Source organism: Hoeflea sp. 108 (assembly GCF_000372965.1).
GTDB lineage: Bacteria > Pseudomonadota > Alphaproteobacteria > Rhizobiales > Rhizobiaceae > Aminobacter.
This window is the reverse complement of the sequence record NZ_KB890024.1, coordinates 4,258,020-4,273,146: the sequence shown is the minus strand read 5'-3', so window position 1 is coordinate 4,273,146 and position 15,127 is coordinate 4,258,020. Positions and strand designations below refer to the sequence as shown.

At 55.0% G+C, this 15,127-nt stretch carries 9 protein-coding genes; 7 read left to right on the top strand and 2 right to left on the bottom strand.

Going from position 1 to position 15,127, the window contains the following annotated elements:
• Nucleotides 1-28: 28 nt before the first annotated feature.
• Nucleotides 29-184 (top strand): hypothetical protein, encoded by a 156-nt coding sequence (locus B015_RS33390; protein WP_157632799.1) that lies wholly within the window; start codon nucleotides 29-31, stop codon nucleotides 182-184.
• Between the two features lie 16 nt (nucleotides 185-200).
• Here the strand turns inward: B015_RS33390 and B015_RS0121180 are convergent, their stop codons facing one another.
• The gene (locus B015_RS0121180) at nucleotides 201-3,833 is read right to left on the bottom strand and encodes a DNA methyltransferase (protein ID WP_018429738.1); all 3,633 of its coding nucleotides are present in this window, start codon (nucleotides 3,831-3,833) and stop codon (nucleotides 201-203) included.
• A gap of 153 nt (nucleotides 3,834-3,986) precedes the next feature.
• Between B015_RS0121180 and B015_RS31335 the strand changes: the two genes are divergently transcribed.
• The 6 genes from B015_RS31335 (at nucleotide 3,987) to B015_RS31330 (ending at nucleotide 13,151) form a co-directional block, all read left to right on the top strand.
• A complete protein-coding gene (locus B015_RS31335) occupies nucleotides 3,987-5,690 on the top strand; it encodes a DUF262 domain-containing protein (protein WP_018429737.1) in 1,704 nt (567 codons plus the stop codon).
• Nucleotides 5,691-5,891: 201 nt separating this feature from the next.
• Nucleotides 5,892-6,380, top strand: a complete 489-nt coding sequence (locus B015_RS0121170; protein WP_018429736.1) for a type II toxin-antitoxin system antitoxin SocA domain-containing protein — start codon at nucleotides 5,892-5,894, stop codon at nucleotides 6,378-6,380.
• Nucleotides 6,380-7,153 (top strand): hypothetical protein, encoded by a 774-nt coding sequence (locus B015_RS0121165; protein ID WP_018429735.1) that lies wholly within the window; start codon nucleotides 6,380-6,382, stop codon nucleotides 7,151-7,153. The genes B015_RS0121170 and B015_RS0121165 overlap by 1 nt, the downstream gene beginning before the upstream one ends.
• A 652-nt stretch (nucleotides 7,154-7,805) precedes the next feature.
• Nucleotides 7,806-9,470: a tyrosine-type recombinase/integrase gene (locus tag B015_RS33385; protein WP_157632798.1), complete on the top strand. Its 1,665-nt coding sequence runs from the start codon at nucleotides 7,806-7,808 to the stop codon at nucleotides 9,468-9,470.
• A 20-nt stretch (nucleotides 9,471-9,490) separates the two neighbouring features.
• The gene (locus B015_RS32725; RefSeq protein WP_081623512.1) at nucleotides 9,491-12,460 is read left to right on the top strand and encodes a VPA1269 family protein; all 2,970 of its coding nucleotides are present in this window, start codon (nucleotides 9,491-9,493) and stop codon (nucleotides 12,458-12,460) included.
• A 1-nt stretch (nucleotide 12,461) separates the two neighbouring features.
• Nucleotides 12,462-13,151 carry a hypothetical protein gene (locus B015_RS31330; protein WP_157632797.1) on the top strand — a complete coding sequence of 230 codons (690 nt, stop codon included), beginning with the start codon at nucleotides 12,462-12,464 and terminating at the stop codon, nucleotides 13,149-13,151.
• 716 nt (nucleotides 13,152-13,867) lie between these two features.
• Here the strand turns inward: B015_RS31330 and B015_RS0121150 are convergent.
• The gene (locus B015_RS0121150; protein WP_018429732.1) at nucleotides 13,868-15,031 is read right to left on the bottom strand and encodes a M20 aminoacylase family protein; all 1,164 of its coding nucleotides are present in this window, start codon (nucleotides 15,029-15,031) and stop codon (nucleotides 13,868-13,870) included.
• Nucleotides 15,032-15,127 lie beyond the last annotated feature (96 nt).

Genomic DNA, 15,127 nt, shown 5'->3' with positions numbered 1-15,127 from the left:
ACTGTGAACATAGGGCGATTAGTTGTAAATGCTGCTGATAGCCATGGGCCCTGGTCTGCACGTCCATCCTATGCAAATAAGCCGTGCAATGGTCAGCCGCTTGGCCGGTCGTCCCGACGATTTGCTACGCTGGATTGGCGGCGTCATCGACGCGGCAGTCAAAGGCAAATCGAAATCGGGTTGACCGATACTGTTGGCGGCTATCGCGGCAGAAAGTATCGCCGCTGACCCTCATGCTCACCGGTGCGGGCAAGACCGGTGGCGACCAGCGTCTCTAGAACCTCGGCGATGCGAACCCGCCGCTTGGCGGTGTTGCGACCGTCGAACACGCCCGCGATAGCATCGGGTTGTGTCGGAGCCGGGGCCTTGGCGAGCAGGTCGCGGACCAGCCTGATCTGCTCCAGACCATCAGACGGCCATTTCGTACGCTCGGCGGTCGCGGGCAGTTCAATGTCGAGTGTGCCGACATGCTCGCCCTCGGCCTTCGGTGCCTTCACGCCCAGTTTCGGTATCTGGTAGTCGGGCCGCAGCCACTGCACGACGCCCTTCTTCTCCTCTGCCGCCCGCTCCTGATTAAGCGCGACCAGCCGCGACAGAAGGTCTTCCTCGGCTCTCTCCTGGGCTTCTGTCTTGTGCGCCGACGGCAGCGTCGCGCCGGGCTTACCGACCAGTTCGGGGATCAGATCGTCCCAGCCATAGGCGATGAGCACGGCACGGTCGATGTCGTCATGGATTTCCTTGAGGACGGAGACCAGCCCGGCCTGATGCACGTCGCGCTCGGCGTCGGTGAGCGGCAGCACGTCGCAGCCGTTCTCCAGTTCCCTGAGCCGCTCCAGCGCGTTGTAGAGACCGGTCATAGTCAGGAAGATATGCTCGGCCAGCCGATCTTTGCGGAAGGTATTGAGCCGCTCGCCTAGCGCGCGCAGACGTTCTTGTTGTGCATACATTGGATCGCTCTCAGCGAGTTTCGAATCGAGAGCCAGAGGAAATGGGAACGGGCTGAACGTTTGAGTATGTTGATAAACGGGATCGTCGCCGACACCCTGCCTCCCGCCCTTGGCAATCGCGAAACCCACGTGAACACGAGAGCTTAGCACAGCTAGTATTTCTGTTCGGTCCGAGGAAATGACCCTTATCTTCTGATCAGCTAGCATGTCAGCCGCGACAAACGAAAACGTTCGATGCCTTGCTGTTTCCGTTGTCGCGATAAACTTTGGGAGGGTGCTAACTGCATCGCGGAGGTCCAGCGCAGGCTCGGCAAACAACCACCATTTCTCGCGGCGAGCTTTTCGATTGTTCGTTAACCGCTCGGGCCGAACGTGCTCGTAGAGATGCGAGTATGCGCGCGGAAACCAACTCCGAGCTTGGTCTACAGAGAGACCTAGGAAGTCGATGGCAAACACGCCACGCGCTCGACGTGTCAGGTCTGATCCATTGAGATAGGGTCGGATGCGATGGGGATGCGTTTCACTACCTTCTTGTCGAAGTTCCTCTGCAAGCCTTGGTTTGATCCAAAAGCCCTTGCCGTAAGGCATCATTCCCTTATGGCCCATATAGGAGTTAGAGACCAGCGACCGGGCAGCGGACAAGTCGGCACCGATCGTAAGATTCCCGCGGACCTTACCCTCACGCGCTTCCAGCACGATCTGGGGTGTGTCAGTGTTCAGCCCAGCCTCGGAGACGACCTCGGCCAGAACACCCTCGTGCTCCCCCTTCTGTGCCACCGTCATGGCAATGCGCACGGCAGCCTTGTCGGATGCCTTGAGCCATGGATGGTTGGGGACGGCGAACACGAGCGACAGCGGCTCCTTGGCAGCCATGTGACGCTCGATGACACGCCGGGAGAAGGTCTGCGTTATCGAATTGGTGGTGATGAACCCGAAGCGCCTCAGCGGGTTCGTTTGCCCCTCCCCCGGCTTCCGCAGCAGTCTGGTCGCGGCCTCATCCCAGAAGTGCATGACGAAGTCGGCTCCACCCGGAAGGTTGGGACGCGCTGCCCAGCACGCTTCCGCATAGCCGTTTCCCAACTCGGCCCGCATGTCCTTGCCACCGATGAACGGTGGATTGCCGACGATGAACTCGACCTCGGGCCACGGCGCACGCTTGGGGTTCACATAGGAGTAGAGGGGCATCTGCGCGTCGGGATCAGGCACTTCCTCCCCGGTGATCGAGTGGAGCTTCTTCGTTACCCCATCCCAGCGCGACAACGGTCGTCCCTGAGCATCCAGTAACAACTCCTGTCGGTCATATTCGATTACCGCGTCCTGCTGCCTGATCGTGCCGTAGGCGTGCAGGATCGGCTCCGTAATCGAGGCGAGGCCCGCGGTCTTGAGCTGCCACTTGAGATAGCCGATCCACAGCACGAGGTCGGCGATGGGAACGGCGCGCGGGTTCAACTCTAGTCCGTAGAACTGTCGGGGGCTGACGGTCTCGCCTTCCATCGCGAACCGGGCCTGATCCTCGCCAAGATCGTCCAGAGCCTCCAGGACCTCGCCCTCAAGACGCTTCATCAATTCGAGGCTGACATAGAGGAAGTTGCCGGTGCCGCAGGCGGGGTCTAGCACCCGCGTGGTGCAGAGTTTGTGATGGTATGCCTTAACGGCGGCGAGCGCTCCGGCATTATCGTCCCTGTCGCGCAACTCCTTGACCTGTCCCTGAACAAGCTCCCAATCGGCGCGGAGAGGCTCGATGATCGTCGGCACAACCAGCCGCTCAACATAGGCACGAGGCGTATAGTGCGCACCGAGCTTCGAGCGTTCGCGAGGGTTCAGCGCCCGCTCCAGCAAGGTTCCGAAGATAGCCGGCTCAACATCGGACCAATCCTTGCCCGCCGCGATCCACAGCTCGTTGATGTCGTCGCGGTCGAGGGGGAGGGCCGCCCGCTTCTTGAACAGGGAGCCGTTGAACTTCTTCAAGGTCGCGTTCAGGTGCGGCGCGTAACCGCCACCGTCCATGACGCTCCAAAGGCTTTCCAGCGCGGCGACAAAATGTTCGGGCGTGTCTTTCATCTGCCCGAGCAATTTGTGAAAACCCTTCTCCGGGATGAGCTTCACGTCTTCGGCGAACATCGTGAACAGGCACCGCATCAGGAACTCGGCCACGTCCTTAGCGTCGTGCTTGCCTTCAAGTCGTTTCGCGATCTTGGCCAGCCGCTCGGCGATGTCGCGCGTGACCTCGGCTGAAATGCGCGTTGGGTCGAGCGACAGCGGATCGGTCCAGATGGCACGCAGGCGCGCCTGCACCTTCTCGTCACGAAGATCGTCCATGTCGACGCGATAGGATTGACGGTCGGGAAAATGCGCGTAGTTCTTTCCCTGCCCGGAGAAGTCGGCATAGACCTCGATCACATGACCGACATCGACCACGAGCAGGAACGGCGGATAGCCATGCTCGACCGGAAGGGCGCGGGCATAGTCTTCTGCCTGCTTGCGAGCGGCCAGCATGACCTGATCCCAGCCTCGCGTGCTGCGCTTCGCCTGCCCCTGCTTGCGCTGCGTCGCATCCTCGGGGATCAGGGCAAGCTGGTCGGGATCGAACTTGACGGCCTGCCGTTTGCCGGACTGCTTGGCTTCGAGGATGAAGCAGCCACGACGATAGCAGTCGATGCGGCCCGCTGACCGGGAACCGTCAGGGTGCTTGAAGTCCACCCGCCTCTCGAACACGTAATCGTTGCGGTCATTCTGCTCCTGCGCCATCGCAGGACGGTCCAGCCCCAGCGCCTCGCACAGCCCGAGGATGAACAACTGATAGTTGGCCAGTTCCGATCCACCGGACGCCTTTGCCTCGGCGATCAGTGTTTCAAGCTTCTCTGAATTTATCAGACTTTCCCCCATCGACGCAAACTACTCAGAATGACAATCGGCGACAATAGCAACCGCCCGAAACTAAACCTGATTTCCCTGCTCTAACCTTGTGTCAGAACGACGTTAACGAGATAGGCAGTTTATCCCAGTATGTCGGGGGTAGCGGAAACTCGGGGGAGGATTATGGAAGCACGCACCAAGACAATCGAAGGCTGGCTGTCGATGATCGGACAAGGCCAGCTTGCTCTACCCCGGTTTCAACGGCATGAGGCGTGGAAGGCGGACCAGATCGAAGGCGTGCTGGAGAACATCTTGCGCGTGCCGTCACTGCCCATCGGGGCTCTGCTGACGCTTGAGATCGGCGACGAGGAACTGTTTCATTCCCGGCCAATCGTCGGCGCTCCTGCACTCAGCGGAAGACCCCAGATGCATCTGCTCGACGGCCAGCAGCGAATGACCGCGATCTGGCGCTCCCTGAATGACAGCTACGATGAACTGTCGATCTTTGTCGAGTTAGGTGACGACGACAACGAACCGGAAGTCGAGATCAAAAAACGCTGGGAGCGAAACGGGGTCCGCTATCCGGTTTGGCTCGACAGCGCGGAACAGGTGCTGGCCGCTAAGCTCGTCCCGATTCACATTCTTTGCCCCGGATCAGCGGGTGAGAAGCGAATGCTCGATTGGTGCGAAGCAGCCAAAGCAGACCGCGCGACCGAGCGGCGTATAACCAATCTCCGCGCCCGCGTTGCTGCCTATCCGACACCGTTTCTATCGCTGCCTGTCGAGACGGCGCAAGAAACCGCGCTGGACGTGTTTATTCGCATGAACACATCGGCCTCGCCGCTCAAGGATTTCGACATCGTGGTGGCGCAGCTCGAAGGGGCTGTCGGCAATTCACTGCACACGATGGTCGACGAACTTCGGCAATCGGTGCCCGCGACACAGGATTTCGGGCGCATAGAGGATTTGGCGCTGGCCGTCGGCGCACTGCTGCTCGGCAAGCCGCCGCTCAAGAAGACGTATCTGGAAAAGGATTTTGGCGAGGGGCTGGCGAGCGTATGGCCGGAGGTCTGTTTCGGCATCGAGCGGGGCATCGGCTTCCTTCGCGACGAAGCCATTTTCGCGGAAAAGCTGCTGCCGACCGAGGTCGCCGTCTATCTAGTTTCGGCGCTATGGGCGCGAGTGCCGCAGCATGGGCACGATGTCGAAGGACGGGCGCGGACCCTGATCCGCAAGGCGCTGTGGCGAGCTAGCTTCACAGATCGGTATCTGAAAACCGCGGCGACCCGTGGCTATTCAGACCATATCCGGCTGGCGGCGTTGATCGCCAATCGTGATGCAACCGAACAGCCCGAACTGTTCGATGAAGTCGCTAACCCCTTGCCGTCGCCGGAAGAGCTCGCCCGTGCGGGCTGGCCTGGTCGGCGTGATCGACTGTCGCGTGCGATCCTTGCGGTGTCGCTGCACCGAGGCGGCTACGATTTCGCCGATGGCGCGAAGGCGAATGCCGACAACATCGGGCGGCGCGAATACCACCACCTGTTCCCGGTCGGCGTGCTGGGCGTCGAGCGAGACAGTCCCTATGCGAGCCGCGCCCTGAACTGTGCATTGATCACTTGGCGAACCAACCGCAAGATCGCAGCAAAGACGCCGAAAAACTATCTCGAAGCACGCGCCGCCGATGCGCATCTTGGCGAGGCGGAGGTTAGAAGTCGGCTCGAAAGCCATATGGTGCCTTACGACGCGCTGATCGCTGGCGACTATGACGCCTTCATCGGAGCACGAGCGCAGCGCGTTCATGGCGCGATGATGCGCCTGTGCCGTGGAGAAACGTTGGATCAAGCACAGCCGACAATAGGTGCTATCGGCGCGAGCGGTAGCCGCTGACGTTGCCGGGACAGAAATTCACAAAATCCCCGCAGCTACCCGCCGCTGCTTTGGGTGGCGGCTCGGCCCGGTGAAGTCTGCCAGGTCACGCTCTTCCGGCGCTATCCATGGCTTTGGCAGGGATGCTGTCACGGTGCCAATTCTTGGGGAAACCGTTGTGCCGCCATTGCGAACAAAACGAGAATAACCTAGTTGTACCATATGGGCTATGATGTTAGGGCGATTGCTAACTACGTGCTTGATGTTGCGGATGGCGAAGAGCGGGGGATTTCCAACCTTCACATCAACAAGATCGTCTACTTTCTGCATGCAGATTTTCTGGCTACCTTCGAGCGCCCACTCGTAACTGCGAAAATCGAGGCTTGGACCCATGGCCCTGTCTTTCGCGAGTTGTATCATCAGTTCAAGACGTTCGGAGAAGCCTGCATTACTTCTCGGGCGACATACATCGATCCACAAACAGGACGACGCATGATCGCATCATGCGACCTCGCTAACGAAGAAGCGGCTTTTCTCAAAACTATCATCTCCAAGTATATTGCGATGTCTCCTGGCGCGCTCGTGGCACAGTCACATGTGAAAAATGGGCCGTGGGATACGACTTGGAATCATGACAATCGATCCAATCCCACGATGAAAATCTCTGATGGTCTCATTCGGGAGTGGTATCAGAAGACGGCGAAACACTAATGGCAAAAGACTACGCAAAGATCATTGCCAAGCTCGACCGCCCGCCGGCCGGACCCAATTGGGTTCGCTTTATAGGCGTAGATGTACCCACCACTACGAAATCTATCTTGTCTTTCGCCAAGAGTATTCCGCCGTTCACTTACCAGACCGGGTATGCGGCTATCAAAGACCGTATCCAGCTGGGCATCGATCTGGAAACGGCACTGGGGATCGTAAAGCGTGGGGGTGCTCCGGCGGGCAAGAATCAGAACGAAGAACTGGTCAGAGCTTTTTTTGCTCATGACAATGAACGGGGCTACGCGGCAAGGAATCCAATCGAGTTCGACCGGGGCCACTTCTTGGTTTCAAGGGAGGTTCAGGTTCCCGTCGCTCCGCTGTCGGTTATTCGTGAGGGAGGTCAGTTTCTTCCAATCTTCGTGTGCGGCTGGAGCACGCTGTCTCTAACTCTCTCGCAGCGTCGTCTTTTGGCGACGATATGCGAAGATGCTTTCCTCTCACTCACTGACTATCAGGACAGCCCAGCCGAGTTTTTGTTTTTTCCGAAGGATGGCGAGAATCGACAGCGCTCGCCAGAGATTTGGCATCGGGGCGACTACGAACAACTTTCTGGCGGTCAGCTTGCCGACTGTATTGAAATGTTCCTAGAAGCCCGCGATGAAGCGCGACGTATCTTGATGGAAGAGTGGCATCGAGAGCGTGAGCAAGAGCGCGGCGAGACTGCTTCTACAGCGGTCTTTACCGAAATGGACGATCTCTTCACTCCAAAGAAATAGAACACTTTCAGTAGCCACATTTCGCCAGAAGCTTCTAAGATCCGCTGAAAATTCACGCGCCGTTGAAGTGCTTGTCATAACCATCCGGCGAGGGCCGCAGGTTAGGCAGATTGATCTCGTAGGGACTTCCACCGCTGGCGAATCCACGGAACCGATTGTCCAGCTCGGTGATCGGCGTATTGGCCTATAGCGATCACCTGTCCACCTGCAAGTACGGTCGAAATGTCTTGAGAGGTGGTCGTGGGGTTGTTGTTGCCTTTACTGTAGCATCGTCGCCCCGCCATTTACTCACACCGCGATGACAACGGTAGCGTTTTCCCGTTGCCGTGAGTGCTTCCTAGTCCGCACCTTGGCGGACAGGTCACCCTAAACGGGCGCAGCCTCGTTGAGGTCTTTAGCGTTTCAAACAGACTAACAAACAAACAGACAAACAATTTTGTCGTCTTTCAAACGACCAGCCTGCGAGTGACGCTGACGATCAGCCTGCGCCCCAGTTAAAGTAATAATCGACAACGATATTAGCTTAACAAGTATAAAATCTGGTATACAAATATTAATGATTTGCAATTTCTATTAGTTAGTGTTGTATATAAACAAATTCGCATTAATTATTATCGCGACGTCATGGATTTTTTCCGAAAAGATAAATACGTTGCGTATTGTTGGCAGCAGAAAGGAAGATGGCTTGCCTTATAACAAAAAACATCTTGAGCGTGGGCTCAATTTCACTGTTGTTAGGCAGCAGGTCTGGCGAGAAGGTCGGGTACGTCGGTGGCCCGTCTTATATGTAATCGTCAGTGGGTCAGACGGCAGTATCCAGTCGCACAGATACAATCACCTAGAGGACTATTTTTTTGAAAACGATTCTCGCTGTGAAAAATGGCAATCAACGACGGCACAGGCGATTGGCCTCCTGATCGATTTTTCAGTAGCGGCAATTCAGGCTATGCCGTTGTCGTTTATCCAAACAGACTGCGAACCTTTAGAGAGACGTCTGCTAAGGGGGTTTGCCTTGGCGCTACTTCACGGCACATCCCTGGTGCGCGACGGTGGGCGCGCAGATCCTTTCGGCCTGTTCTGGAACGCTAAAGGGCGAGATCGAACTGGTAGGCTTTTGGGCGCACTAACGCGTCATCTCGAATGGCTAGGCGACAAAAAGGAGGAGTCAAGATGGGCCTGGGCGGCATGTGTTAAAGCTCCCGGGGTTAATCCTACGCATTCATTTCGTGTCGCTGCTGAGCTGGCGATACGAACTAGATACAGCTTCCTAAAACACCTGAGGGAGCGCCCCCACGCTTCGTCGGCCTACGGCCAACCCTCGCCAAATGAAAATAAAAACAAATCTCACCGGTTTACGGGAGTTGTGGGTCCTGCCAGAGCGCCCAGCGGCCCGGTACACTTTTTCCCACCGAAGTATTTAGCACCCCTCTTATTCGAAGGGTTTAGTCACGGGCGTGACCATTCTGAGCATGATGAGGCGGCAGAAATCATCGCCCTAATTTTGGCAGTCGGTGGGCTGAGAACTAGCGAGCCGTTTCATTCATACGTGTCGGATGTCCAGTTTATCCAGGACAGGGTTCTGATGTTTTTTCAGAACCCTGACGACGGCAGCGTCATAAATAATCAGGACCAAGTCATAAGTCGAGCCAGCTATCTGGAATCGTTTAATCTTCTTCCGCGGAATTTAGATAAGCATAGAAATCATGTAGGTTGGAAAGGGATGGGGATCTCTGCGGGCGATACAACCCAAGCTTATTGGCTTCCTCTTGAACCCGCCATTATTCACCTGACGCACCGTTTGCGAAAGTATTTGTTCGTCACCCGGCCGTCGATTATGGCCCGACGGCCCAAAATACTCGGCGATCACCCATTTCTGTTCGTAAGCAGCGGACGATCAGCAGGTGACGGCCAAGGGAATGTAGGTGATCCTTACACCATCACTGCATTCAGGGCTGCTTGGACACGAGCAATTCGCAGGCTGGCTAGAAATTACCAAGACCCCTCACTGATCAGATCTAAAGAAATGGGTACAACTCCGCATGGTCTTCGTCACCTGTATGGACGCATTTTAAAATCATTAGGTGTCGACGGTGTCATTATCCAAAAATGCATGCATCACACAAGTATTTACAGCCACTTAATATATACGAGGCTACTACCCTCGGAAGTTAGCGATATACTTGATAATCATGCCAGTCTATTCAAAGATAAACTATCATCTGACCTAACCCACATGTGGTCAGATCTAGCGGCTCGCGTAAAATTGCAGGCAGATGGTGCATTTGAAATGCACAGCTTTAGTCATCGCGGATACTAAGATAAAATAAGTAGAATTCAATGATAATTTCGTACGAAGAGAGCGGATATGTACTAAACCTCAGTGAATCTCATTATCATTATAATAATGATTATGATACTTCTGAAGTTGAGGGTCTTCTAGATGTTCTTTTTAATGTTCCTATTAATAGGAAGGTAAAAGATAATGAAAAGAAAATACTGTACGATGTTGCAAGCACTGATATTTGTATCTCACCTTATAGTTTTTTTAAAAAGGGGAGTAAAAAATTAAACTGGGAGTTGGCCCTGGAGTTTTTGAATACCTCCGCGTCGGTCTGCAATCTCCACGAAGATTTGATGGCAGCAGGAGCTTTTGCATGTTTGGACAAGCTGGCAGATGGGAGTCGTCGCTCAGTCGAGGCGTTTATGTATCGAGTTCTTTGTATATTTGCGGTGAGTTGTCTTGGACCGGAAGATGCGAAGCAAATTCCGCTCAAACTTGTACACGATGTTGTCGATTGGTTTAGGACTTCGGATGGGTTGACTTGGCGGCGTGAAATCGTGGGCAAGAACAGTACCTTTAATGTCCAAGGTCTCCGGAACCTAATCCTTGGTTTCGCAAGGATCTATGATGATCCTTCTTTGACGAAAAAAGCCAGCAGTCATCGTCAAGTATGGGGGAAATCTATTACGGTGCGGGCTTTGGAAGCCTCTCGGTCGCCTCTCCAACAAGATCTGACGGCGATGTTTCGTGACTTTAAGGAAACGTCTCGCATCCGGCCCTCAGACATAGATCAGGTTCTTCTCCACACAAATGCCTGGCTAGAGAAGAATTTTCCAAACAAGAGATTGATAGATATCCTGAAACAAAAGGACCGAAAAGTATCAGTTTCAGAGTATTTAAGAGAAAGTACCGAAGGAAAGCCTGATTATATCCATTCCTTGGCCAGGACCCTGAGAAAGGTTTCTGATCATTATGTCGACAAAGTTGCAGCCGAAAACCCTGATACTGTTCTGTATTCACTGATTTCGGATTTGGAGCTTGCCAAGCTCCAAAAATCAATTCCGGCACGAAAACCAAATTCAACAAGGTCTCGTCCACTACCTGCCAAACTCCATACGTTGATCAAGGAAATTCTGGATGAAGGTGAGGTAGGTTGGCCAGGCAGATGCGGCCACTTCGACGTGAAGGTCGTGGAAGATGGAATTCCAGCATCCGTATATTGCCCTGTGATACCAACGCTCATTTCAAACGCGTTTGATATACCGTTGCGGATCGGTCAATGGCGTCGCTTTGATAGTGGCGAAGGTGATGTGCTTCGGTTTGATGCCAACGTAATGAAGTGGGTGCCTAATCCAAGCGTGCATGCCGGATATTGGGCAAATCTGGAGCGTGCGCCTTGGGAAGGATTCCCAACGAAAGGATATGCCCATCAATTTAATGATCCTGTAAAGCCGATTACCGGATTTTGGATCAACACAAATAAAACGGGCTCTCCTTACGCTCTCCCGTGGCAACATCCAGTTGTCCACAAGCGCCTTGGCGATTTATTAAATTGGCAAGAAAAGTATAATCCAATTGAGGAGCCTATCGGACCTGAAAAATATCTGGACGATCCTGGTCGTGCGCCAATAGTAACGATGTCTTCATATCCAACTATATTTCCGATCTATCGACTTTTCCCGACCAATCCGCAGCCTTGGCAAGGTAGGATTGTAACACGAAGCGAAGTTGACAAGGCTTGGAACATGCTTCTGGCGGAGGGCGAGGCTAGGTGGAATGCCTTAAACCCAGAAAAGGCGATACAGATCGTATCTCGCCAAAAGAGTACAGGGCAGCCCCAGAGTTCAATTTACAACCTTCACGGAATTCGCGTCCGTGGATTGAGTGTGCTGTATCAATCGGGCATGCCGATTGAACTGATCAGCAAGATGGTGGCAGGGCATGCCACTCTGAGAATGACGGTTTATTATCTCAGGTACGACCCTTCGGAGATCGATGACCTTTTACAACGTTCGGTTGCCAATTCTGGACTGGCGCAAGATCTTATCGATGACCTTAAGGCAATGAACTTCGACCAAGCCCAGAAGCGAGCAGTGTCTTTGAATGAACCTGCGTTCCGCGACGCCATCGGTTCTGTATCCAAGATCGAATATTGCAACGTCGACATTGGGATGTGTCCTTATGAAGGGTCACGGTGCAGTGACGGTGGCCCTGTTGTTCACAAAAGTAAGCTTAAAGGAGAGAAGCACGGCCCAGTGCCGGGTGGTAGCCGAAATTGCATTCAGTGCCGTCATTTCATCAGTGGTCCGCCTTGGATAGTGCAGTTGTCGCTGTTCGGCAGCAAATTATGTGAGCAGAGAGCGGAATTAGGCCGAGAGGAAGAAGATCTGAACCGTAGAGTTGCTGGTCTGGAAGATCGGCGCAAATCCGGTCAAATTGATAAGCAGCGTTTCAATCAGGCCTACGAAGCCTGCGAAGTTGAAATGCAGCGTCTAAAAGATTGCCAAGAGCTGCTTGAGAAATCCATATTCAATGTGGAGCTGTTTCTGAAAGCCAGCCTGGCATTGATGGAGGAAGCGAAGCGGGGCGACAATCCCGGCGTGAAATTAGTCGCAGCTGGTGCGGAGGCTGTGGCTCGATATGAAGAGATATCGAAATTTGAACATTCGCTGACCAATACCGAAGCAAGCAGGCATTTCTTGATACTCAGGGATGATCGCGTGGAAGAGATTCGAAACAAGTATCTCGATACTGCCCTAGTGAACGCGGGAATTTTGCCGCCCAGGTTAATAACCAGGATATCTCCCGAGGTGGCTCGGGATGCCATGGATCAGTTTGCGAAATTCTTGTTGGCTCGCGCGTCGAGAGAAGAAATAAAAGCACTGGAAGATGGCTCGCTAACACTCAAGAATCTGAACGTTGTGCGGGAAGTTCGAGAAATCATCTCAAAGTCGCTGACTGAAACGATAGGTCATGCGAATAGCGTTTCGGTCCTGATTCAGAATCTTGATGCGGAGGTTGTTTAGCGTGACCTCTCGAATTCAAGCAGTCATTGCGAATGCTGACAGTAAATCGAATTCACTGGTTGATGCACTGCCGTCTAATCAGGAGACCACTAGGTCAAACTTTCTGGCAGTTTGGGCGGTTTGCCGCGCCCTTGTGTCACGAAGTACTCCCATCTCGCCTACGGCAGCGACCGTGGCTAATGAAGGGAAGATAAAGAACGCAAAGTTCCCTGAGAAGCAGACGCTCTACAACATCTACAGGCCTATGCTGAGAATATGGCGTGCTGCTTATAACGCCATATTAGACATCAACTCTCCCGATCCGACTACAATTGATGCGTCACTTAAGATAGATGTCACCGAAATGGATGCCGGGACGAGAGCAAACGTTCAGGCATTACAGCGAATAGTGATGGAGCAAAATCAACGCTGCAACGCGTTGAAGCAGCTCATTGGTGCAATGTCGCCAATCCCAAGCGCCGCTTTGTCTCCAGAAAGTCAAAAAGTGATTACTGAGCTAGCTGAATGGCTTCATCGAATGAAGAACGGTACATTCTTGCTTGACGATGTAGCGCTCAAGGTAGGGCGCAAGTCTCCTGTAGGTACGAGGATCATGAGCGCAGAGCTCTTTTACGGCCTGGAAACGTTCGTGGAAGAAAATCGCCCTGCTATGTTGGAGATCAAGCGAGAGCCTTTATCGCGCCAGAAGTGATTGAAGGTTCGGCCGCTAAGGCGGTGCTCCGGCTGCCGTAAGTGGTTCGTCGCGTTGCTCCGCGCTCAGTCCTAGCGCGAGCAAAAGTGTGGTGTCCACGACAGGAATCGAACCTGTGACCCCAGGATTCATACCACTTCGGCTTTCGCCGCAGCTTTCGCCTTCGTGGTCTGGACTGTCCCTTCACCATAGGCTGTCTGCCCTTAGGTGCTGCCCTTCCAGTCTCTACACCTTCAGCGGATTTCTCCGCCGCTTGGCTCGGGATTGGCATGCTGAAGTACAGCGAAGCGTTCCCCGACTTTGAGCAGATCGATTGCAGTGTTTCCGGCTGCAACCCCCAATTTTTCAGGAATCCTGTGCTCTATCCTACTGAGCTACGTGGACTTTCTAACTCGCACCATCCGGATAACCCATTGCGCGAGGGGATTCAACGCCAATTTCCCGACCGGTAAATTTACCGATGGTTTGAATCCAATCCCATCCGAGGCGACAAACTAGATCGGTAAGTTTCTGATCCTAGAACGGTACTCTATCCTACTGAGCTACGGGACCACTCGGCTGCACACATAACGGCTTCCGGCGGATTCGCCAACGGTTTTTGCGGGGGTGGCCATGTTCGGCGCGATCCCGCAACGATGCGGCTGGCGGTTGTCGCCAGCCGTGGCCTGGCTGCCGGGAGATCAGGCGGCCAAGGCCGCCTTTCTCCGGTCGCCTGATCAGGCCGCCAAGGCGGTTTCGGCCAGGCGCACCCAATAGCTCACGCCATGCGGAATGACCTCGTCGTTGAAGTCGTAGGCAGGGTGGTGGAGGTTGGCGCTGTCGCCATTGCCGATGAAGATGAAGGCGCCGGGGCGCGCTTCCAGCATGTAGGAGAAGTCCTCGCCGCCCATCAGCGGCTGGATCTCGCGATGCACCTGCGGCTCGCCTGCGATGGTGGCGGCGACGTCGCCGGCAAACACCGTCTCTGCCAGATGATTGAAGGTCACGGGGTAGTTGGCGTCGTAGTCGAGCTCGACCTCGGTACCTGTGGCCTCGGCCACACCTCGGCAGATGGCCGCCATGCGTTCCTGGGCGAGCTTTGCGACTTCCTTCTTCAGCGTGCGCACCGTGCCGGCCAGCACCGCATGTTCGGGAATGACGTTGTAGGCCGAGCCCGCGTTAAACTTGGTCACTGAAACGACGATGGCCTCGGCCGGGTCGGTCGAGCGCGAGGCAATCGTCTGCAGCGCCGTCACCAGCTGGCTGCCGGCGACGATCGGATCGATGGCGCGGTGCGGCAGCGCGGCATGGCCGCCCTTGCCCTTGACGGTGATGGTGAATTCGGCGGTCGCGGCCATGATCGCGCCCGGACGGATGGCGAACTGGCCGACCGGCAGGCTCGGCATGTTGTGCATGCCGAATACCTTGTCGATGGCAAAGCGTTCCATCATGCCGTCCTTGACCATCTCGTTGCCACCGCCGCCGCCTTCTTCGGCCGGCTGGAAGATGACGGCCACGGAGCCCGCGAAATTGCGCGTCTCGGCGAGGTATTTGGCAGCACCCAGAAGCATTGCCGTGTGGCCGTCATGGCCGCAGGCGTGCATCTTGCCAGGCACGGTGGAGGCGTAGGGCTTGCCGGTGATCTCCTCGATCGGCAGCGCGTCCATGTCGGCGCGCAGGCCGATGGTGCCGCCGGCGCCGAGATTGCCCTTGATGACGCCGACCACGCCGGTCTTGCCGAGGCCGGTGACGATCTCGTCGCAGCCGAACTCCTTGAGCTTGTTCTTGACGAAGTCGGCCGTCTCGAAGACGTCGAAATTCAGTTCCGGCTTCTGGTGCAGGTGACGGCGCCAGCCGGCGATTTCTTCCTGCATTTCGGCGGCTCGGTTCAGGATCGGCATGGTAACTCTCGACTTCCTGTTGGGGACCGCGATGTCCCGGATTCGCAATTGTGATCGCGCAAGCTCTGCCATCTTGGCGTCACATAGGTTATCTAG